We start from the raw sequence: 22455 nt of genomic DNA on the forward strand, positions 1-22455 counted from the left end.
GGGGGGACGGCGCCTGCGCCTTGCCGAACTGGGCGGTCGAGACCTGATAGCGGCGGCGTAGACGCCCGGCCGGCCGTTCCCCGAAATGACACTCACCGTGGAGATCGTTTCGTGCTGGCCGACAGACACCGCTTTCTGTCAGAGCACGAACGGCGGCGGTGTTGACAGATGCCGACGCTATCGTCCCGCCGCCCCATCACATCGTTGCCGGCACCCGTCCGGGTGCGGCTTTCGTCCACATCGACCGGAGGAGCTACACCATGAAGTCCAGCCAGCGGTTGCACGCTTCCGCCTTCTCGTCCCGCCGCGTTCACGACGGGGAACCGTGTCGTGATCGCCGTTCGGTGCTCACGGCACGGACGGGTCCGCGGGAGGTGGTCCCGTAGCAGCGAGTCGTTCGCCTGACCGGACCGTCCGCGGCAACCGCGCCGAGGGATTGGCCCAGATCCTGATCATGCTCGCGATCGGCGCAGCCGCCGGAGCCGCGAGCTTCACCCACGTCCACAACGTTGCCGCCGGCCACGGGCAACCGGGCTGGCTCGCCTGGGCCGACGCGATCGTCCTCGAGTTGATGTCGATCGCCTCCGGCCTGGAACTACGCCGCCTCCGACGCGAGCACACCTCAGCCCGTTTCCCCGCCGTGGTGCTGGGCTGCGCGGTCGTGCTGTCCCTGGCGGCACAGGTCGTCGAAGCCGAACCGTCGCCCATCGGCTGGACGGCCGCCGCCATCCCGGCACTGGGTTTCCTGGTCATGGTCAAGGTCGCGCTCAGCCACACCGGGGAACCGTCCGCCTCGACACTCGGCGATCCCGCGGTCCGCGCCGAGTTCGGGAACCGCCCCGCCGACGCGCCCTTGGTCCGCGACGCAGCAGACCCGGATAAGCGGTCCGCACCGGTCCGGCGCCGGTCCCGCGGACCGTCCGCTGAGGTGGAAGACCTGCGGACGGTGCTACCCGCCGCCCGAGCGGTCAGAGACCACCTGGCCGTCAACGGCGAACCCCTGACCCGCGGCGCGCTCGCTCACCACCTGCGAGCCGGTGGCAACAGCGTCTCCAACTCCAAGGCCTCCGCGCTGCTCAAGGCGCTCAGGTCTGAGCGGGAGCCGCCACCGACCCGCCAGTACCGGGCCAGCAGCCCGGGCCGGCCGCCCCAAAGCCCACTCCAGCAGCGTGATCACGGCGCTGACGTGAATCCCCGACAGGAGGGAGGTGATACATCATGACAACGCTCTCAGAACGTTTCCCGGAGATCTTCCCGCCGGACCGTCCGGTCATGGATCACGACTCCGACTGGTTCGCCCAGGCGTGGCTGCACCAGTTCCGGCGCCGCACCGCGCGTACCGTGCCGGTGATCGCGGTCGTCCGCGAACTGGCGGCGACGCTACGCGACGATCAGATCCCGGCACCGCAGGCACTTCGTGCCCTGCGGCGCGCGGTCAGTCTGCTCACCGTGCTCGCCGGTAGCGACCGCAACGTCAACCGACAGGTGGTCGACCGCGGCCGTGCCGACCTCGATGACGAGGCGGAAAGCGACCGGCTCCTCGGTCGCGAGGCCGTCTCGCGGCCGGGGGAATCGACACGGTTCGCCAAGGCGTGGCTGCTCGCCAGCCCCTCCGAGGTGATCCGTACCGAACCGGTGATCGCCCTCGTCGAACAGCTGCTCGACGATCTGATCACGAAGAAGCCGACTGTCGCCTACGCCAGCCTGCGACAGGCCGTCCAGGTGCTCAACGTCTTCGCCCGCGAAAACGAGAACACCACCGGCACCACCAAGTAACCCGGTTCACACCTCGCACCGCCTGAACGGGGCTGTCCCGCCGCCACAACAGGCAGGACGGCCCCGTCTCGGCCGCGGGCAAACGCCGCTCACCGCGTCGGCGTGAACCCTTTCAGGACGGCGGCGAGCCGCTCGTCGTACGGATGGTGCTGTCGGCCCTCTTCCAGCACCGCCCGTGCGGGGCCGGCGAGGTTGTCGGCGAGAGCGACCACCGCCTCGACGTACTCCCGGCGTATGAGGTACCGATAGCCGGTCAGCCACAAGTAACCGGCGCCGTCGGCGAACGGCCCGGTGTAGGCGTCCACCGCCCGGCGCAACGCCGCGACCCGGGCCTGCTGATCGGATGCGGCAGCGGCGTCCGCGACAGCGTCGAGCATCGTCCACAAGTCGACCTCTAAACCGGCGCGCTCCAACACGTACCGGTGCCGCTGCAACTGCAGGTCGCTGCCGTCGCCGCCGAGCCGGGTGAAGATCTGCCGCAGGTTGTACGTGTAGGTATGCATCCGCTCCGCGGCCTTGCGCCGGGACGGCTCAGGCATCAGGTCAGCGGCGATCTCGTCTTGGTACGCGCTGCCGCCGCGCGCGATCAGATACGTCAAGAACTCCAGGGCGTTCTTCCGGACATGCACCTCCGCGGGAACACCCACAATCTCTGGCCTCCCGAGCACCCGCACCCTGATCACCGCACGAGAATCGCCGCCAGTCCCGCCGGGCAGCCGCTCCGGGCGTCCGAGAACCGGGAGGGTGCGGGCATCCGGCCAGGAAGCCACGTCTCCGGCATCGCGACCGCCGGGCCGATCATGCATGGGCAGGACGGTAACGCATCAATCGCCCAGCACGGACGTCAATAACGTCAGCGCGGCTGGGCCGATCCCGCCTGCTCAAATCTGCCATCACGACTGGGAGTCACCCTGACCGATCGTCGCCGCACCCGCACACCCGCCGGCCCTGAAACGCCCGGCGACTCCACTTCGAACATCGAGGACCTGCAAGCACTCGGCGCCACCACCGACGTGGTCACCGCCGGAAAGTTCCTCGGCATCTCCCGCAACACCGCCTACCGGCTCGCCCGCCACGGAGCATTCCCGCTACCCCTCATACGCGTCGGTGCCCAGTACCGCGTCCCCACGGCGGCCCTGATCACCGCTCTTCACCCGCCGCCGAGCGGACCAGCCGCGACCAGCAGCGAAGCGCCGTAGCCATCCGCCAAGACGACTTGATCAATGTTAGGAGCAGAGCGTGAATGTCGTGCGATCACCGAAAAACCGCTGCACACCAACCCTCGTACGCTGGGAGCGTCCACCTCGTGGCCACCGACACCCCGTTCAAAGTCTGCCGTTGCAAGGGCCCTGATACCGGCCAACCACTGCGCAACAAATGCCCGAAACTACGCCGCGCCAACCGATCCTGGAGCCTCACCCACGGTCAGTGGGCATACCAGCTCGAACTCCCCCCGACCGCCGACGGGAAACGACGCCAACTACGGCCCAGCACCGGCTTCGAGAACCGCGACGCCGCACAAGACGAAATCGACCAGGTCCGCCGGCTGCTCGACCTCGCCGGCAAAGACCCGAAACGGCTGACCGAGGTCGCGAATCTCATCCAGGCCGCCCGCCGCGCGACCGGCGAACTGCCCGATCTCGACACCGTCCGGTTCCGCCTGAAGACCGACAGCGCGCTCGGCGGCATCCCCACCCTCGCCCAATACCTGACCGGCTGGGTCGTCGACATCGAGATCGACGAGAACACCCGCCGCAGCTACGCCAACCACATCACCACCCACCTGATCCCGCACCTCGGCGACGTCGCCCTCGACCAACTCCGCCCGCACCACATCCACACCCTCATCCGCAAAATCAAAGAACGAAACGAGGAAATCCTCGCCAAGCGAAACGACCCCGACCCCGCGGTACGCAAAAGCGTCGCCGGTAAACGGCCCACCGGGGAGGCGACCCGCTCCCGCATCCGCGCCACCCTGCGCAAGGCCTTCAACGACGCCCTCCGCGAAGGCATCATCGCCGGCGTAGCCAACCCCGCCGCCCTGGTGAAGACCCGCAACAATCGGTCGAGGCCGATCGTCTGGGAACCCGAACGCGTCGAACGCTGGCGAGCCACCGGCGAAGTCCCCAGCCCCGTCATGGTCTGGACCGACGAACTACTCGCCGACTTCCTCGACTACGCCGCCGACCACGCACCCGACATCCACCCGATGCTGCACCTCATGGCCTACCGCGGCACCCGCCGCGGCGAAACCTGCGGCCTGCTCGACGCCGAAGTCCGCCTCCGCAAAGCCGAGATCGGCATCATCAACCAGATCACCACGTACGGCGGCGGAAGTATCCGTCACAAGAAGCCCAAGAGCGAAGCCGGCAACCGCGACGTCATCCTCGACCCGGATACCGTCGCCCTCTTCACCAGCTACAAGGTCCAGCGAGCGAAGTGGCAACTTGCTGCTGGAGCTTCCTGGCCAGACACCGGCCTGTTCTTCGTCCGTCCCGACGGCAGAGCCTGGCACCCCGCCTCGATCTCCCAGCGCTTCCGCCGCCTCATCAAACGCGGCGGCTTCCCACCCATCCGCCTCCACGACCTACGCCACTGCGCCGCCACGATCGCCCTCGAAGCCGGAATCGACATCAAAGTCGTCTCCGAACAACTCGGCCACTCCACCACGACCCTGACGCGCGACACGTACCAGAGCGTCGCCAAAGAACTGCACCACGAGGCCGCTGGAGCGGTCGCGGAACGCATCAAAGCCAAGCGAAGAGGCGCGGCGTGAGTCCTGCCGCAGAGGTCCTGTGCCTCCACGGCGTTATCGGCATGGAGACGATCTCGCTGGCGCTCGTCTGCACGCAACTACTCGGTCTCGTAACCAGCGAATTCGGAGCCACTCAGTCTCGGCAACCATCCGAAGCTCTACTTCGGTTCACAGGTGCTTACGGTAAACACGAGCCCACCCGGATCATTGTCGATGGCTGCTGCAGCGCCTGCCTACTGTAGTCCTACCGGTCGGTTATCCCCCTCGACCCCAGGGAAGCGCGCAGCCGGGCGAGAATCTCGGCGATTTCCCGGGTCTCCTCATGGTCCGGGCCGTACAGCACGAGGAAATCGTCGTGCAGCGGCACCAGTTCCGCGACCGCCTCTTCCGTGTCGCCCTCGGCGAGCAGCAACATCGCGATGTTTCGGCGCAAGTCCACCGCCTCGGTGGAGACATCGCCGTCGCGGGCGCGGACGTGGGTGAGGACCTGACGAAACTGCCGCAGCGCGATTGTGGCCTGACCCAGCTCCGCACGGCAGTGCGCCGCCTGGCGCAGGCATTCGAGCGCGTCATCGGTGTTGGGGCCGCCGGTTCGAACGAAGGCCGCGTACAGGGCGTCGAATTCAGGCAGGGCTGCCCGGAGATCGCCGCCGACGACGAGGATCGCGGCGCGGCGCTGACGCAGGCTGAGCACGCGCCGGCTTTCGATGCCGAGGGCCGCCGCTGCGGGCTCGATGACCTGTTGCAGCGCCTCGGCAGCCTGGGCAAACCGCTCGTCGTCGAGCAGCTCGTCGGATGTTGAGATCGCGGCTCGGATTGCTCCGCGTAGGTCGGTTGCCGGCGCTGTCTCGGGCGACGGAGCTGGCGCCGGCACCGGCTGGTCAGGTACGCCGGTGGCGACTCGAGGCCGTGGGGCGTTGGGGTGGCGGTAAAGCAGCGTGGGGTCGGGTACACCGGCCGGCGCAGGCCCTGCCGCGGGCGGTCGAGCGCCCGCTTCGGGAAGGAAGGGCAGCAAACGGTCATAGACGTCGTACGCATCCCGGGGCCGCAGCTCAGGCTGTTTAGCGGTCAGGTCGAGGACAAGCGCCTCGAGGGCTTCGGGTACGTCAGCGCGTATCTCTCGGAGGCGGCGGGGTGCGTCATAAACGTGCTGACGCATCAACTCAAAGTCGCTGGTGCCGTCGAAGAGCGTTGTGCCGACGAGGAGCTCGTGCAACACGCAACCGAGGGCGTACAGGTCGCTCTGTGGGCTGATCTGGCCGCCCTGGATCTGTTCCGGCGGCATGTAGTGGTGGGTGCCGACCACACTGCCAGTCGCGGTGAGGCGGGTGACGTCGGTGCGCAGGATGGCGGCGATGCCGAAATCGAGCACCTTGATCTCACCGTCGGCGGATACCAGAACGTTGTCGGGCTTCAAGTCGCGGTGCACGACGGGGATCGCGTGTGCGTGGGAAAGCACGGTGCAGATCTGGGCCGCGATGGCCGCCGCCCAGTCGACCGGCAGCGGCCGGACCGGATCGATGTAAGCACGCAGCGAGATGCCGCGGACGTACTCCATGACCAGGTAGACGCGGTCGTAGGTACGGTCGAGGACCGCGTCGTACACCTGGGGAACGCCGTGGTGCTGGATGCGGGCGGTGACCCGGGCCTCGCGGCGGAACCGCTTGGCGAACTCCTCGGCCAGCTCGGCCGTGGAGATCACGTCCGGGCGGATGAGCTTGACGGCGACCTCGCGGTCGAGGACACCGTCGTATCCGCGCCAGACCTGACCCATGCCGCCGGTGCTGATCTCGTCGACCAACTCGTACCGGCCGGCGATCGGCTCTGCCCGCACCGTCACCCCCGCGTGTCGATGACCCGGTCCGGCCCAGTGTCTCGTGTGGACTCTGCGGCGTCCAGGCTAAAGGGATCTCGGACGGTCAGGCCGCGTCGTCCTCGACGCCCGCCTGGCGGCGGATCATTCGCCAGGCGGCGCTGCGGGCACTGCGGTTGAGTGAGCTGCGGAAGTCCTCCTGCGGGTCGAAGTACTTGCGGCCCATGTCGGCCATGGTGTCGAAGTGGTCCATCATCTTGTCCTCGAATACCGGGTCGAAGACGTGGCCGAAGTTCTCCTCGTCGTTGGCGACCGCGGCCAGGCGCACCTTCGGGTCGTCGAGGGCTTCGTTGAAGGGCGTGATGACGTCCTGCTCGGTGAATTCGGTGCCGTGCTTCTCGTTGAACTTCTCGATCAGCTCCGAAAGCAGCGACTTCTCCGGCTCTTTGGCACCGCCGGTGCCGTCGCCGAAGCCCTTCAGCTCGGTCTCGCCCTCGGGGACGAGGCTGACGTTGTGGTCACCGGTGTGCTCCACCCGCAGGTGGCTGAGGTCGACCTCGCCGATGTCCACGCCGCCGTCGTCACGGCGAGGCAGCCGGTTGAGCAGGTGCCGCCCGTAGAGGTAGAGCCGCTCCAGTTCGGCGTCGGCGTAGGGGACGATGCCGGAGAGGAAGCTGTACTTGCGGACGTAGTCGTTCAGGTCTGCGCGGAAGGCCTCGGCGTTCGCCTGGTCTTCCTCGTCGTCGCTGTTGAGCAGGTCGGCGAAGCGTTCTACCGCCGGGTCCAGGTGCCGGTACAGCTCGGCGTGCAGCTTCTCCCACTTCGCCGTGCTTCCGGCAGCCTCCTGCTCGGCCGCCAGGTAGGCCGCCGCGAACTCCTGCATCTCCGCGTCGACGAGCAGCTCGGCGGCCATCACCTTGCTCTGCGCGGTGAACATCAAGTTGGGGTCGGACGGCAAGGTGGCGGCCTCCTCGAAGTACGGGCGGAATGCCTCCTTGATGTCGTCGGCCTCGTTGACGAAGTCCAAGACGGCCAGGTCAGGCTGGGCCTTGCGATCCATGGTCCGGTTGAGCCGGGACAGGGTCTGCACTGCGGCGATGCCGGTCAGCGTCTTGTTGACGTACATGGTGGTGAGCAGCGGCTGGTCGAAGCCGGTCTGATATTTCTCGGCGACGACCAGGATCCGATATTCGGGCTGCCCGGCGCCGCCGGTCCGGGTGGCCTTATCGTCGGCCCTGGTGTAACCGAACGCCTTGGGCAGGGCGGTCTCCGGCAAACCGCCGTTCTCCCTGGCCTCGGTGGTCTCCTCACCGTCGTATGTGAGGGTGCCGGAGAACGCCACCAACACCCCGAGGTCGCCGTAGCCGCGGTCGTCCCGGTATCGCTTGATCGATCGGGCCATCTGCACGGCGCTGTGCCGCGACGCCGTGACCACCATCGACTTGGCCCGGCCGCCGAGCCGCCCGGCGCTGTGCGCCCGAAAGTGCTCGACGATGATCTGCGCGTGCTGGGCGACGGTGGAGTCGTGTGTCAGCGCGTACCGGGCCAGCAGCGGGTTCGCCTTTGCCGGGTCGACTTCCCGTTCGTCCGGGTTCTCGTTGACGAGCTTCCAGTAGGTGTTGTAGGTGACGTAGTTCTGCAGCGGGTCGAGGATGAACCCCTCCTCGATGGCCTGCCGCATCGAATACGTGTGGAACGGGTGGTACTTCCCGTCCTCGCCGAGCGTCCCGAAGCCTTCGAGGGTTTTGGCCTTCGGCGTCGCGGTGAACGCGAAGTAGGACAGGTTCGCGGCCCGCTGCCGCTTCCGCGCACTGGCTGCCAGCTGTGCATCTACGTCGGTCGCCGGCGCGGTGATCGCGCCCGGGTCGTCGGAATCGGCGTCCAAGCCCAGGTCGCGCAGCACCGCGCGAACGGAAGCGGCGGCGTCGCCGGACTGCGACGAGTGCGCCTCGTCCACGATGATCGCGAACCGGCTGCCCTGGATCTCGATGGGCGTGCGCCGTAGATAGTCCACCAGCGCCGGGAAGGTGTGCAGCGTAACCGTGACGATCTTCCCAGTCTCCTGGGAGAGTGCTCTGGCGAGTTGCTCCGACTTCGACCCGTGCTGTTCGTCGATCTTCACGACCAGGCCAGCGGTCTGCTCGAAGCTACCGACCGTCTCGCGGAGCTGCGAGTCCAGGTTTCGCCGGTCGGTGATGATGATGATTTTGTCGAAGACCGGCGAGCCCGGCTTCAACCCGGCAGCAACCGCGTCCGTTTCCAACTCGTCCGGGTCGGTCGAGGTATGCAACGACGACAGGCGATGCCCAAGCCAGGCGATCGTGTTCGACTTCCCCGACCCCGCCGACGCCATGACCAGGTAGTTGTCCCCTGCGCCATGCCGGGCCGCGTGCGCCGTCAGCATCCGCACCACATGCCACTGGTGATAGCGCGGAAAGATCAAATTCTTGCGGGTACGCCCGTCCGCGCCCTTCTCCTTGTGCAGGTGGACGAAGCGCTCCAACATGTCGAGCCAATTGTCTCGCTGCCAGACTTCGTCCCACAGGTACGAGGTGGCGTACTTGCCGAACTCGGTGGCGGACGGGTTGCCCTTGCCGCCAGGCCGACCCGGCCCTTCTGAGCCGGTGTTGAACGGCAGGAACCGGGTCGCCTTACCGCGCAACTGGGTGGTCACGAAGACCAGATCGGGGTCCACCGCGAAGTTGGCAATCACCCGCCGGGCGAAGATCAGCTCGGTAGGGTCCCGCTCTTTCCGGTACTGCTCCTTGGCGTGCTCCACCCCCGAGCCGGTCAGCGGGTTCTTCAACTCGGCCGTGGCGACCGGGATCCCGTTAAGGAAGAGGGTGAGATCGAGCCGGTTGCCTCTGTCGGCTTGCTTGGTCGCATACGCCAACTCGCGCACGACGCTGAGCCGGTTCTTCCTGTAGTCGGCCAGGATCTCGTCTGACTCCACGAACGACGGCTTGAAGTACGCGACCCGGATGCGTACACCATGGTCCTTGACACCTTTGCGCAGTACGTCGAGCAGCCCATCGCTGGTGATCGCCTGGTCGAGCCGCTTGACGAAGCCCCGCTGCGCGGCATTCGGATCACCGCCGTAGAAGTCCACCACGTCAGCCCACTCGGCCGCCTGGGTATCGCCGACGAACTCAAACAACCGACCGGTATCGAACCCGATGTCAGCCCGATAGTCTGCGCTGCTCCCCACCTCCCATCCTCCGGCGGCAAGCGAGGCGACGATGGCGTCACCAAACGCAGACTCATGATGGATCGGGCTCATGGTCTTCAGTCCTCAATTCCTCGCCCGCTGGCGGTAGACACGTCAATCTTTCCGGTGACGGCTGCGGTGATCAGCGCTTGCCGACGTTCAGCTAGCAAGGCAAGCTGCTTGTCGATCTTTATGCGCAGCGCCTGAGTACGCCGCGTTTCATCGTCTATCATTGCGATCGCGCGGCGTTGTGCAGTCAGGCTGGCCGACGGAATAGGCCAATCCTTGATCTCTTCGAAGCGAACGTTCGCCATCGACTGCGAAGCGCCGTTCGAGACGACTCCACACAGAGCTCGGATGCGGCTGCCGCGAGCGACCAAAGAAATGTATTGAGGATCCATTGTGGCCGAGACTCGAACGCGAAAAATCTTGTCCGAAAGCAGCAGTTTACGTCGTGTTGAGGGAACAACGGCGGTCGAACCGACCAGTTGCGGGGTATTGGCACGTGTGATGAGGAGGTCGCCCTCCTTAACCTCGCGACGGACATCTGGAATGACGTCCTCAGGCAAGCGCTTATTCTCGTCGGGATAGAAAGATCCTGGCCTGAGGCAGCTGACCTTCAATACGCCCCACTCATCCGGTCCGGCTGGCGTGGCATCGCACTGCGGACTGCTGCCCTGGTCCATTCCGTCGATGTATCTTCTGAAGGGGACCGCCCCGCTGCTTGCCGCGAGCCCATCGATCATTGCATCAAGCAGGGCGGAGTCACGCTCTTCGAGGCGTGCGACGGCTTTGCGTTGGAGGGCGTCGAGTCGATCGATACGCGCGGTTTCGAAGTCGAGGAAGTCGGCGATGCGGCGGCGCTCTACTGGCGAGGGGGTGACAATGGTGATGTTGGCATATCGCTCTGCGTTGAAGTTCTGAATTGTCGAAGAAACCGACTCCGCGAGTATTGTCTGTTGGAATACGCTTGATCGCGCAACGTAGGCAAGAAATCTTGCATCAACGTCCGGGCTTGGCCGGAATCTGACCAAGTATCCAGCGTAGGTTGCTTCGCTTTCGGAAGCTTGGACGGAATAAGATTGACCTGGAGGGGTCCCACTGCGCGATAAAAGTAGGTCCCCTTGTCGCAGTCTATGTCTTTCTTCAACATGAGAATCTACATAGACTCCGTCCGCGGCTTGCTTAAGTGAACCACTACTGATGTCTGTGGTGCGAATCAGGCGAGTCCCTTGACCCACGTACTGGTCTGCCGAGATATTTAGCCCATACTGCCCTGAGTCGACACACAAGTACTTAAGGCGTGTCCGTGTCCAGGTCATTCGGTTACCTCGCCAAGTAGGGTTTGAATTTCAAACTCCAGGGCCTTAAGCTCAGCGTCAATTTCGGCGAGAGGCCGTGGCGGCTTGTAGACGTAGAAGTGTCGGGTGAACGGGATCTCGTATCCGATCTTAGTTTTTTCGTCGTCAATCCAGGCGTCGGCGACGTGGGGGAGCACCTCGCGGCGCAGGTATTCGTCGATGTCCTCGTCCAGTGGGACGTTTTCGTAGTCGCGCAGTTCTGGGTCCGGTTCGGGGCTTCCTTTGACGAGCTGTATCTCACCCTCCGGATCACGCACACCGACGATTTCGCGCATTGTCTTCTGGAACGGAGTGCCTGCAGGCCACGGCGCTCCGGCTTCGGCCATCGTCTTGCGCAGGGTGTCCCAAGCTTCCCGCTTCGTCGTCCACACTTGGCCGACCAACGGCTTCAGGGCATGGGCCAGCGACTCGGCATTCGTTGCCTTCTGGATTGGCTTCGACGCGACCAACTCGGTAAGCGTCTCCTCGGTGATCTCGAAGCGAAGCTTCAGCGGGCGTTCGACGGTGATGCGGTGGTAGCCGAAGTCCTCGTTGGCGAAGACTTTCACCTTGGCGTGCATCGGATGCTCGGCGTCCTGGGCGGCGTCGAGGGCTTCGGCGTACAGCTGGGTGATGGTTTTGATCTGGTCTTTGGTCAGGTATTTGCGCTTGTCTCCGAGGGACTTGCGCATCTTGGCGAACTGGTCGCGGGCGTCCAGCAAAACGACCTTGCCGCGGTGGCCTCTGGCCTTGCGGTTGGTCAGGATCCAGAAGTAGGTGGAGATGCCGGTGTTGTAGAAGAGCTGGTCGGGCAGTGCGACGATGCCTTCGAGCCAGTCGTTCTCCAGGATCCACTGGCGGATGCGGGACTCGCCCGACTCGGCGGCGCCGCTGAACAGTGGTGAGCCGTTGAAGACGATGGCGATGCGGCTGCCGCCCTTGCCGTCGGTGGTGACCGGCTTCATCTTCGAGATCATGTGCTGGAGGAAGAGCAGCGAGCCGTCGTTGATCCGGGGCAGGCCGGCGCCGAAGCGGCCGCTCTCACCGAGCGTTTCGTACTCGTGCTCGACCTCGTCTTTGACCTTCTTCCACTCCACCCCGAACGGCGGGTTGGCCAGGATGTAGTCGAAGTGCTTGTTGCGGTGGCCGTCGTCGCTGAACGAGTTGCCGAACTTGATGTTCTCCGGGTCCTGACCCTTGATCATCATGTCCGAGCGGCAGATGGCCCACGACTCCGGGTTGAGTTCCTGGCCGAAGACGGTGACGGTGGCGTCGTCGTTGAGCTGCTTGATGTGCTCCTCGGCGGCGGAGAGCATGCCGCCGGTGCCGCAGGCCGGGTCCAGGACCGTGCGGGAGGCGCCGGGGATGCTGAGCGCATCATCGTCTGGCGCGATGAGCAGGTTGACCATCAGTTCGATGACCTCGCGCGGGGTGAAATGCTCACCTGCGGTCTCGTTGGACTGCTCGGCGAAGCGCCGGATCAGTTCCTCGAAGACGTAGCCCATCTGGTGGTTGGAGACGATGACCTTGGGCTGGCCGTCGTCGCCGAGGACGGGCTTGCCGTCCTTGAGCTCGACGGGCCGCAGATCGAGATCCGCGAACCGGCCGATCACCCGATAGAGCAGGTTCGCGTTGTCGAGGCGCCGGATCTGCTGGGGGAAGTCGTACTTGTCGAGCACCTCCTGTGCGTTCTCGGAGAAGGCACCGACGTACGCGAGCAGGTGTTTCGCCGCCTGGCTCGAATCCTTGGTGATCGCTTTCAGGGTGTAGCGGCTGGTGTTGTAGAAGCTGTGGCCGGCCGCCTTGCGGAGGAACCGGGGCAGGTCGACGTCCTCCCTGCCTTTGAGCTGGTCGTATACACCGAGGACGTTGTCCTTGGCGGGTTCCAGGACGCACTCCAGGCGGCGCAGCACAGTGAACGGCAGGATGACTTTGCCGTAGTCGGACTGCTTGTAGTCGCCGCGGAGAAGATCGGCTACCGACCAGGCGTGGTTCGCCAGTTCGGTGTGCTTGCTGCTGTTCAACGGGTTCCTTCCGTCAGGACCGGGACGGGGGCGCTTCCTTTTGGACTATCGGCGGTGCTCAGGTGTCGGTGTCGGGTGGAAGCAGGGCCCCTTCGGTGAGGCCGGCACTGAGTACTCGGGCGGCTTCGTCGGCCAGGCGGTTGGCTAGGTCGGCGGCGACCCGCATCGTGTGCAGTCGGCGGAACGCCATCGCGTACCGATGCTGCTCGGATAGCGGCAGCAGCGGTAAGCGCAGGCGGCGTACGTCGACCCGGACGATGCTGGTGCCGTTGGCGGCGGCGTTGAGGTTATCCTCGGCGGCGAGGAATCCGGCGAGGAACCACGGGTCGAAGCGGGTGGGATCCGGGCGTAGCAGGTAGAGCTGCCTGCCCAGGAGGTGACCGGCGTCGGCATCGGTGGCTACCCGGGCGACGCTGGCGCCGTGGTGCAGGATCTCGGGCAGGATGACGTCGCCGGTCTCGATGGTGATCTCCTCGCCGGCCCGTTCGGCGGGCCCGGAGGCGGGCCGGCGATTGAGCACATCCTGCGTCGTCAAGGTCCTGACCTGGTCTGATTCGTCGCGTGATGCGTCCGCCGCGCGGTGGACCATCAACGGGGCGCGGACCAGCGACAACGCGTCACCGCGTAGGAGATCGGCGACGGTTGCCTGCCGCCAGTCCCTCGCTGTGCTACCGGCGGGCGGCCAGTGCTGTCCGCCGCTGAGTGCGGTCAGTCCGGCAGCGGCACGCCGCAATCTGTCCCGCACCGCCAGCGCGGTGGCGGCTAGTTCCTCTGGTGGGGCGACTGCCGGTGTCGCCCGGACGTGCCGTGCCGGCGTGAGGTCGACGGCATCGTCCAGTAGGTCCACGACCGGCACGGCGTGGGCTGTGCCGGGGATCGCGTCGAAGGCGTCCGGGTGCAGGTCGTACTCGCGCCAGGTGCCGAGCACGAGGCTGCTCAGGGCGGGCCAGTCCGCGGTGGGGCGACGGGTCGCTGTTTTGTCGGTGCGGCGCGCGTTGGCGGCGGCCGTGTCGACGAAGAGGACGTGCTGTGCCGGGGTCGTCTGCTGGTACGGGCGTTGGAGTAGCCACAGGTGCAGCCCGATGTGCAGCGGGGGCGCCGCGCCGGCCGGGAGGGCGATCACGGCGCGCAGCGTGCCGGTGCGGACGAGTTCAGCCCGGATACGGCGTCCCGCGGCTCGCTCGGCGGTGGCCGGTGGCATGAGCATGACGACCCTCCCGCCCTGCGGTGTGTGGCTCAGGCAGTGCTGCGCCCAGGCCAGTTCCGGTTCGCTCTTGGGGGGCAGGGTGAACATCCATCGTGGATCGTAGGCCAATTCCTCGTGACCCCAGTCCCGGTCCCCGTATGGCGGCGCGCATAGCACGGCCTCCGTCATCAGCCCGGGGAAGCCGTCGGCACGCATGCTGTCACCAACGCGCACGGTCACCCCCGCGTTTGGTGTCTCCAGTGCGATACGGACTGCGGCCTGGGCAGCTAAGCCGGCGACGACGTCCTGGCCGTACAGCTCGGTCGCACCCCGCGTCCCGGCTGCGATCAGCAGGCCGCCGCCGCCGCAGGCGGGATCGAAGACAGTAGCCGGGTAGGGCTCGCCCGGAGTGACCAGCAGGTCGGCGATCAGTTCGCTCAGCGGGACAGGGGTCTGGTAGTTGCCGCCGCTAGCCATGTCGTCGGAGTTGTACTCAGCCAGGGCCTCTGCGGTCGGCACGGCGCCCACCTCGGCCACGCTGCGAAGCAGGGCTCGGAGCAGGTCAGCACTTTCGTCGCGGTACCGCTGATTGTCGATCCCCGGCACGTAGTCGTGGTAAGGCTCAACCGCCAACCCGAGCCGGGACATGAGTATCTCGTCGGGAAGTGCGATGACGTCCTTGAGTTCGCCCGGACCCATCCGCCCAGCGGCCAGCACCAATGGGAGGAGCCACAGGGGGGCTGCCTTGGTCGTCAACTTGGCGCGCAGGGCGTCCGCCGGGGAGTCGGCCGGGAGCTGCCCCCGGGCGGCCAGCCAAGCGCGCACCGAGGCCAGGTCGTATGCCGGGCTCGCCTCCGTTCCTCCGGACGGCGCGGGAAAGTCCGGGTGTCGCCGGCGCCAGTTGCTGACCGTGGCGCGCGTGACCCCGGCCAGCCGGGATATCTCGGCGGCAGTCACCAGGGCGAGGTCCGGCATGTGACGTCCTGTCGGTCGGTACTGGGATGTTTCATTGCGGACCCTACACTACGCCGGAAGCGTCTAGACGGTTTGACAGTGCTTTCACTTGCAAGTTGGGCCGGAGTCGCTTAGGGTTTGGCCGGTCTGGCCCGTCTGCCTACCGCTCCGGCGATTCGGATCGCGCCGCGAACGCAATCCACCCACTCCACATGCGCCACCCGGCCTTGTTGCACTCGGCCGGCCAGGGGTCACACCGCGAACAGGGAGAAGCGCTCCATGAGTGAGAACACAGGCAACCGCCCGCCCGGCCGTGGCGACAAGCGCCGCCCGGCCGGTGCGGCCCGCGGCCGGCGAACCGTTCGCCGCGCGCCCCGACCCCGGTCCACGTATCGCACGAGCGTCTATCGGCTGCGCGTCGACCTCGACCAGGAAAGCCTCGAGGCCGTCCTCAATCACCGTTACCTGAGCGGCAACGACTTCACCACCGTGACCACCGAGGTAGCCGGAGCGCCGGCGCTGCTGATCCACGGGCACGTTCCGCAGCCCGTCGCCGATTGGTGTCCGGTTGTCACGGGCCTGACCGGTGACGCGATGACGGTCAGCCACAGCAGCGCAGGCTGCGTCCTAGTCGTCGCCGTCGACGATCAGGTGTACGCCCTGACCTACGGCACTATCGGCCGGTTCATGCTCGACGCGGAGCGGATCGACCCCGGCTTCGGTATCGCGTTCGCGATCCGGGCGATCGAACCGGAACAGGTTCGCCGGGTCACCCGGCGGGTGCTGGCCTCGACCGGGCGGGTCGAGCGCAGCCTAGTGCCGGGTGGTCAGCACATCCGCCGCTATGCGATCGAGGGCTTCGGCGAAATCGTTGGTCAGCTGTCCGGTCACCTCACCAACGCCCAGCTCACCGTCGTTCGTGGTAGCACCCGCCCGGTGTCTATCGCCGGCGCCGAGTCTCTGCAGATCGCAGTGAGCACCGATCCCGCTGGGCTGATCGACGACCTGCGCGAGATCAGCCGGGTCTGCGCCCGCGAATCCCCCGCGCCCGACCTCGAATTCATTGCCCAGATCCGGCCGATGCGCCCGGGAGACAGCACAGCCCGGCTCGACGAACTCCTCGACGGTTTGCTCGGCGCCGACGGGCACCCCGACCTGGGCCTGGCTGTGCCCGCCACCCAGATCGACTACGAAGCCTCAGCCCTGTCGTACGTGGTCAAGCTGCCATACCGGGCGGTCCACACTTCCGACCTCGACCTGGACACGATCCTCGAGAACACCCGCAAGCGGCCCGCCGGGCGCCGACTGGAGACGTTGAAGATCGGTTCCATCGGCTTGTGCGCCGACCCGGACGGCCGCGAACTGCTTGCCCCGGCGGTCGCGGCGCACAGGTGGATCACCGCGGAGGTCTCCCTCGGCGCGGTCCGAATGGTCTATTGCGAAGGCCGCTGGTACGAGATCGGCGCTGAGCATCTCGCCCTCCTCCGCGCCGAGATCGAGCAGATCCTGACCCAGCCCTCAACTGTCGTCCTGCCCCCGTGGACCGGCGACCTCGCGGACGAGGACGCTTACAACCGGATGGTCGCCGGGCGGGGAACCGGATACGTCCTGCTCGACAAGCACTTCCTCAAGACCAGGCAGCACCGCCGCGGCCCCGGCATCGAAGCCTGCGACCTGCTCGGGCCCGCCAACGAACTGATCCACGTCAAGCGCGCCGAGCGGTCGGCGCCGCTGAGCCACCTGTTCGCCCAGGGCGAGGTCTCCGCCGACGCGTTGATCAACGAGGCCGACGCGCGGGAGCGGCTCGTCGACCAGGTACGCGCCGAACGGCCGGAGCACACCATCGACACGACATTCCGTCCGCGCAAGGTGGTTTTTGCCATCGCGCTCGGTGAGGGCAAGCGGCTCACCGTCGACACCCTCTTTACGTTCTCGCAGGTTGCGCTCTACCGGACGGTCCGGCGGCTGCGCGGCGACGGTATCGACGTTGAAGTCGTTTCCATCCCTACCTGACGTGCCACAGGTGAGTGGGCGATGGGGCGTGGCAGGCCGGCGGGGTCGATGAGGCTGCGGCGTGCCTGCCCATCGCCCGCAACTGCGGCTTCGCCGGCCAGTGCCCGTCATCTTGCCCTCACGCCACCCACCCGTGAATGAATACCTGGAACCCCTCCGTTGACCACGGTCGATGCTGAATGTCGTAATGCCGACTCCGAGGCTGGTTCAAATTAGCCATAGCCTGAAGGGCTCTGCCCCGGGCCGACGGCTTGGCGGATCTCCATCAGCGCAATTCATCTGACGCGGGAGAAGAATTCGGTGATCCAATCACGGACGCATCACCTCGTGCAGCAAGCCGCCAGTCGATGGGCAGACCAATTGATCGACTTCGGCCCACGCAACACACTGCTCTATTTCAAGGAACGGCAGACCACCACGCTCGATCTCGGCGCAGCGGCCGTCGATGGAATCGCTGATCTACTTGCGGGTCAGAAGGTCCGGCTTCGGACGCTTTTTGCCGATCAGGAAGATCACACTGCTGCGTGTTCTCGCGCGCGGATTTTGCGGCGCAAGCTGGTGGAACTCGACGAGGAGCAGGGCATCCAGGCCGGCTGGGTGGCCCGCGGGCTGATCTGCATGGACAAGGCATACACACGCGGGACGGTGCCGATGCCGCCGTTGCGAGCTCCGCTGATCCTGCAACAGATGACCTTGGACACTCGGACCGCGACGGAAAGCGACTTCACACTGGAGCTTCCCGAGGCGCCGGAAATCAACCCCGTGTTGCTCTACGCACTCGACCGACAGTACGGCGTGGAAGCAGACATTGACGCTCTCGCGGAGAAGTTGAGCACCATGTTGTCCGAGGTAACCGACCCGGAGGAGCAGTTGAGGGCGGCCTACGACGTGATCGCTGACGCGGTCAAGCCGAGCGGCCTATCTTTGTGGTTAGACTCTGCCGTCGTCGCTGGCGTCTTCAGCTTCGACAAGCTACCCATGGTCAAGGACCTTCGTGGCTCGGCTGAGCTGCTCGCTGCACATCCGGTGATCGCGGCGATGGCAGGAGATCAGGACGCCCGGCAGCTACTGCGGACCGAGTCGGCATCCGGCCCGAGTTCCACTGCCGACCGGATCGATTTGGCGCAGGAGTTCCTGGTCCACGACGCGGACTCGTCGCAGCAGCGGGCCCTCGACATGGCGCTGTCCGGACGGCATGTGGTCATCGAAGGGCCACCCGGCACCGGCAAGAGCCAGACCATTGCCAACCTCATCGCTCACATGGCGGCGATGGGCCGCAGCGTACTTTTCGTCTCCGAGAAGCGAGCCGCCATCGAGGCGGTCATGAACCGGCTCGGCGACTTCAAGCTCGACAATCTCGTCTTCGACCTGCACGACCGAAAGATCAGCAGGCGGCAGGTGGCCCAGCGCATCGCTACGACCCTGGCTCAGGCTGAGACAGAGCCGCCGGTCGACGTCAGCGACCTACACCGGCGGCTGCACGCACGCCGTGACGCGGCGCAGCGCCATCCGGCAGAGTTGCACGAGAAAAGGCAGCCGTGGGGTCTCAGCGCGTTCGAGGTGACCGAGCGATTGCTCGCCCTGCCAGAGTACGACGTGAGCAGGTACAACCTGCGTGCCTCACAGTTGCTGAACCTGGACCGCAATGCCGTCAGTGAGCTGACGGACGACCTGCGGGCGTTCGTGGAACGCGGCGGCCTACGCGTCTGGCGCGGGGAGTCGCCCTGGTCCAAGGCCGCCATCCGGACCTCTGACGACGTGAGCAGAGTGCTGGTACATCTCGACGAACTGGCCGCCGGTGCGCTTCAGGGCGCGAAGCGGCAGATCCGAGACCTGGTCGATCAGGCCGGGCTCGACGTACCCGACGACCTGGCTGCCTGGACGGACTTGTTCGAGCTGCTAAGCGACGTGGATCGCACCATCGCCGGCTATGGCGGGGACATCTTCGGACCCGAGCTGGAGGATTTCGTCTATGCCACCGCGCCGCGCCGACTCCGGTCGGTGCGGTCAGAACCAATCGGGGCTGTCCGGAGATTCCACCTGCGGCGTCACCTGCGGCGGGCCTATCCCGCGGTGCCTCGACATCGGACTGAGATGTATCAGGGCCTGGTCGCCGCGGCCGATCAACGCGATCGGTGGCGGAAACTCAGCCGGCAGGAGGCCACGCCCCAGACGTTGGCCGGAACCGGGCTGTGCATGTCGTCATTCACCCAGGTCCGCGATCATCTCGCCGCGGTCGCTGCCTGCGCACAGGTCGATGGACTGGAACGCCGATCGGCCACAGACGCGGAGACCACCATCGCTGAGCTGCAAGGCGACCGCGACACTCTGTTCCGCATGCCCGATCTCAACCAGCAGCAGCAACGGTTCCGGGCACTTGGGCTGGCCTCTCTTCTTGACGACCTGGCCATTCGACACCTCGGTGCTGCCGAGGCAGCAGAAATTCTCCTACGAGCCTGGAACCAGGTGGTCCTCGACGAAATGCGGATACGGGTGCCGTACCTCGGCCAGTTTGTCGGCCAACAGCACGCTGCGGTGATCGAGGACTTCCGGGCCGCCGACGCTTCACACGTCGCGTACGCGGCGGCAAGGGTACGGCGCAAGGTAGCCGTGCGACTGCGCAAGACCCGCGATGAGTACCCAGACCAGAACACCGTAGTGCGGCAGCAGGCTGCCAAGAAGAGCCGCCACATGCCTTTGCGACAACTGCTCTCCCAGGCACCAGACGTGCTGCTGGCCGCGTTTCCCTGCTGGGCGATGTCCCCGCTGGTGGTAAGCAGGGTCCTGCCCGCCGACCGAGTGTTCGACGTGGTCGTCTTCGACGAAGCGAGCCAGATCGAACCACACGACGCGGTCGCGTCCATCATGCGTGGTTCACAGCTGGTCGTTGCGGGAGACCCGAAGCAGCTCCCGCCCACTCCGTTCTTCCGACGTCTCGTCCCGCAAGCGGCCGTCAGCGACGACGAATTCCTCGACGAGGATCTCGGCGATTACGAGTCGATCCTCGACTCGCTCGGCGGACTGATTTCTGACAACTACCGCCTGAACTGGCACTATCGCAGCCGCGACGAACGTTTGATCGCGTTCTCCAACGTCGAGATCTATGACCGCTCCCTGGTCACTTTCCCCGGCGTGCGCGTCGACAGCCCGCTGCGTCTGGAAACGGTCGACGGGCGGGTTGCGCCGGGACAGGGCGGCTCTTCCCCTGAAGAGGTCAACCGGGTCGTCGACCTCGTCCTCGAGCATGCCGAACAGCGGCCGGACGAGAGCCTAGGTGTCATCACGATGGGACAGAAGCACGCCTTGCGCATCGAGGCCGCGCTGCGTGCCCGGAGGCGTGAGCACGAGCCCTTCGACGACTTCTTCGCCCAGGACCGGCCTGCAAGCCAGCGCTTCTTCGTCAAGAGCCTGGAGAACGTACAGGGCGACGAACGCGACGCCATCATCCTAAGCATCGGGTACGCCAAGACCCGCGACGGGAAACTGCCGCTGCGGTTCGGGCCGCTCAACCAGGACGGCGGAGAGCGGCGGCTGAACGTCGCGGTCACCCGAGCCCGCAACCGGATGACGGTGGTCGCAGCCTTCTCTCACCACGACATGGACCCCAGCCAGACCGCAGCCACCAAGAACCGCGGCCCCGAACTTCTGCGCCGCTATCTTGAATTCGTCGCCCTCGGCGGCGGTCTCGGCGACCGACAACACACCGACGCAGAGCTGAACGGGCTCGAGCGCAGCGTCTACGAGGCGATCAAGCGCCAAAGCATTGGCGTGGTGCCGCAGTGGGGCGTTTCGGGGTACCGGATCGATCTCGCACTTGCCCACCCGGAACAGCCCGGCCGCATGGTGCTTGCGGTCGAGACCGACGGCCACAACTACCACCATGCGCACAGCGCCCGGGACCGGGACCGGCTACGTCAGCAGCATCTTGAACGACTCGGCTGGGAGTTCCACCGCATTTGGTCTACCGACTGGTATCGCGATCCGGCCGGTGAGACGACCCGACTGGTGGCCCGGTGGCGACAAGCGGTCGATCGTGCGGACCAAGCGCCGCAGCCAAGGACCATGCCGGAGCCTCTGCCGAGAGCCCAGCCTGTTGTGTCGGCGGCCCGACGGGGACCACGACCTCCGGTGCCATCGGGGCTGCGGATCGGCGACTACTCCGACTACCACCTGATCTCGTTGTGCGTCTGGCTGCTCAGCGACCAACTGCAGCGCGACCGGGACGAACGCATCCAGGAAGCAATGTCTGACCTCGGCTTCCAAAAGCGAGGATCCATCATCGTCCGCCGACTGACCGAAGCGCTCGAAATCGCCCAACAATACACCGACCGGGAGGCATCGTGATGATCACCTTGGACGTACTCACTATCGAGCGCGTCGCCCGGCTGATCTGTGACATTGGAGGTCCGTACGAGAAGACCGGGCGGGAGGCGGAAGGCTTCCTACGGCGGGTCCGCTGGCCGAGTCTCTCGGAGTACGACGGCTCTCCCCGCGTCCCTTGGGTCGTTGAGACCCTGGTCGCCCACGCCGACGACGCCGCCGCCCTCGACCGCTTACTGTGCCGAATCTGTGACCCGCTGGAATATGAGGACGGTCGGGCCGCGGCAGAACCAGTCGCCGAGGAACTGAATCGAATCCTCTTGTCCGAACAACTGACCGTCCGCTACGTCAGCGGGCGCCCCGTACTGGGTCAAATGACCCAAGCAGACGATTCACCTCGCTACGAGCAGCCGCCGGACCTTCGGCTGAGGCTGCAACGCCTGACCACCGACAACAAGGTGGTCGAGGTCCTCATGGCCCGCGCGGACGAGGCTTGCATCTGCCAGAACAACGGAGCATTCGCGCTCGCGATCATCGGAATCGGCAGCTTCGTGGAAGGGCTACTCCACGTCGTCGCCACTGAACACGACGAAGAAGTACGGCGGAACGGGCTGGTCGGCCGTGGAGGCCGGCGGTTCACTGCCGACCGTGCGGGTCTGCAACTTCTACTCGAATACACCCATCGGCGGGGTTGGGTCCAGACCGACGCCAAGGACTTCATGGAGAAGGTTCGGGACTACCGCAACTTCGTGCACCCCAGACACCAGATCCAGTACGGGCTGATACCGGACCTGGACACCGTTCAGCTGTGCTGGGGCCCGGTGCACGCCCTGTTAAACGATCTTGAAGCAGCGCTGCTATCCCCTACTCCGACCACCGCGTAGCGCAGCGACCACGAAAGGCGCGCGCAAAGTCGCCGAGTACATAGGGATCATCGGCCGTCGCCACGAGTCCCTAGACTGCGCAAACTCAGACGGGGGAGATCGCCGGTGATGATCCCGGCCGGTTTCTCATGGTGTTGCCTTCGGCCCCAGGTTCGAGTCACGCCGGGTCCCCAAGTTTGAGC

The 22455-nt window shown here is 66.0% G+C and carries 13 protein-coding genes; 7 read left to right on the forward strand and 6 right to left on the reverse strand.

Annotated features, from left to right (window positions below; translation table 11 throughout):
* Positions 1-454: 454 nt before the first annotated feature.
* Entirely contained in the window at positions 455-1222 is a 768-nt protein-coding gene (locus Adu01nite_RS25145) for a DUF2637 domain-containing protein (RefSeq protein ID WP_203729910.1), read from the forward strand.
* A complete protein-coding gene (locus Adu01nite_RS25150) occupies positions 1219-1776 on the forward strand; it encodes a hypothetical protein (RefSeq protein WP_203729912.1) in 558 nt (185 codons plus the stop codon). Before Adu01nite_RS25145 ends, Adu01nite_RS25150 begins: the two co-directional genes overlap by 4 nt.
* An 89-nt stretch (positions 1777-1865) precedes the next feature.
* On the opposite strand, the gene Adu01nite_RS25155 is transcribed toward Adu01nite_RS25150, so the two are convergent.
* The gene (locus Adu01nite_RS25155) at positions 1866-2423 is read right to left on the reverse strand and encodes an AfsR/SARP family transcriptional regulator (protein WP_203729914.1); all 558 of its coding nucleotides are present in this window, start codon (positions 2421-2423) and stop codon (positions 1866-1868) included.
* A 366-nt stretch (positions 2424-2789) separates the two neighbouring features.
* On the opposite strand from Adu01nite_RS25155, the gene Adu01nite_RS47950 reads away from it, so the two are divergent.
* On the forward strand, positions 2790-2975 hold the full coding sequence (locus Adu01nite_RS47950; protein WP_239132691.1) for a helix-turn-helix domain-containing protein: 186 nt from the start codon (positions 2790-2792) through the stop codon (positions 2973-2975).
* Positions 2976-3082: 107 nt separating this feature from the next.
* Entirely contained in the window at positions 3083-4552 is a 1470-nt protein-coding gene (locus Adu01nite_RS25165; RefSeq protein ID WP_203729916.1) for a tyrosine-type recombinase/integrase, read from the forward strand.
* Between the two features lie 223 nt (positions 4553-4775).
* Here the strand turns inward: Adu01nite_RS25165 and Adu01nite_RS25170 are convergent, their stop codons facing one another.
* The 5 genes from Adu01nite_RS25170 to Adu01nite_RS25190 all read right to left on the reverse strand — a co-directional run bounded on the left by Adu01nite_RS25170 (position 4776) and on the right by Adu01nite_RS25190 (position 15077).
* A complete protein-coding gene (locus tag Adu01nite_RS25170; protein WP_239132692.1) occupies positions 4776-6371 on the reverse strand; it encodes a serine/threonine-protein kinase in 1596 nt (531 codons plus the stop codon).
* A 79-nt stretch (positions 6372-6450) separates the two neighbouring features.
* Entirely contained in the window at positions 6451-9501 is a 3051-nt protein-coding gene (locus Adu01nite_RS25175; RefSeq protein WP_239132693.1) for a type I restriction endonuclease subunit R, read from the reverse strand.
* A 128-nt stretch (positions 9502-9629) separates the two neighbouring features.
* A complete protein-coding gene (locus Adu01nite_RS25180; protein ID WP_203729919.1) occupies positions 9630-10586 on the reverse strand; it encodes a restriction endonuclease subunit S domain-containing protein in 957 nt (318 codons plus the stop codon).
* Between the two features lie 284 nt (positions 10587-10870).
* Positions 10871-12916 carry a type I restriction-modification system subunit M gene (locus Adu01nite_RS25185; RefSeq protein WP_203729921.1) on the reverse strand — a complete coding sequence of 682 codons (2046 nt, stop codon included), beginning with the start codon at positions 12914-12916 and terminating at the stop codon, positions 10871-10873.
* A gap of 58 nt (positions 12917-12974) precedes the next feature.
* Complete coding sequence (locus Adu01nite_RS25190) at positions 12975-15077, reverse strand: N-6 DNA methylase (RefSeq protein WP_203729923.1); 2103 nt, start codon at positions 15075-15077, stop codon at positions 12975-12977.
* 258 nt (positions 15078-15335) lie between these two features.
* Between Adu01nite_RS25190 and Adu01nite_RS25195 the strand changes: the two genes are divergently transcribed.
* The 3 genes from Adu01nite_RS25195 to Adu01nite_RS25205 all read left to right on the forward strand — a co-directional run bounded on the left by Adu01nite_RS25195 (position 15336) and on the right by Adu01nite_RS25205 (position 22273).
* Positions 15336-17069, forward strand: a complete 1734-nt coding sequence (locus Adu01nite_RS25195) for a DUF6119 family protein (protein ID WP_239132710.1) — start codon at positions 15336-15338, stop codon at positions 17067-17069.
* A 360-nt stretch (positions 17070-17429) separates the two neighbouring features.
* A complete protein-coding gene (locus Adu01nite_RS25200; RefSeq protein WP_203729926.1) occupies positions 17430-21413 on the forward strand; it encodes a PDDEXK-like endonuclease domain-containing protein in 3984 nt (1327 codons plus the stop codon).
* Positions 21413-22273 (forward strand): hypothetical protein, encoded by an 861-nt coding sequence (locus Adu01nite_RS25205; protein WP_203730280.1) that lies wholly within the window; start codon positions 21413-21415, stop codon positions 22271-22273. Before Adu01nite_RS25200 ends, Adu01nite_RS25205 begins: the two co-directional genes overlap by 1 nt.
* Positions 22274-22455 lie beyond the last annotated feature (182 nt).

The organism is Paractinoplanes durhamensis (genome assembly GCF_016862175.1).
In the GTDB taxonomy this organism is placed as follows: domain Bacteria; phylum Actinomycetota; class Actinomycetes; order Mycobacteriales; family Micromonosporaceae; genus Actinoplanes; species Actinoplanes durhamensis.

Bases quoted from the DNA above. Each gene is read 5' to 3' on its own strand.
- Adu01nite_RS25145 (WP_203729910.1), top strand. From the start codon at position 455: ATGCTCGCGATCGGCGCAGCCGCCGGAGCCGCGAGCTTCACCCACGTC.
- Adu01nite_RS25150 (WP_203729912.1), top strand. From the start codon at position 1,219: ATGACAACGCTCTCAGAACGTTTCCCGGAGATCTTCCCGCCGGACCGT.
- Adu01nite_RS25190 (WP_203729923.1), bottom strand. From the start codon at position 15,077: ATGCCGGACCTCGCCCTGGTGACTGCCGCCGAGATATCCCGGCTGGCC.
- Adu01nite_RS25195 (WP_239132710.1), top strand. From the start codon at position 15,336: ATGAGTGAGAACACAGGCAACCGCCCGCCCGGCCGTGGCGACAAGCGC.
- Adu01nite_RS25205 (WP_203730280.1), top strand. From the start codon at position 21,413: ATGATCACCTTGGACGTACTCACTATCGAGCGCGTCGCCCGGCTGATC.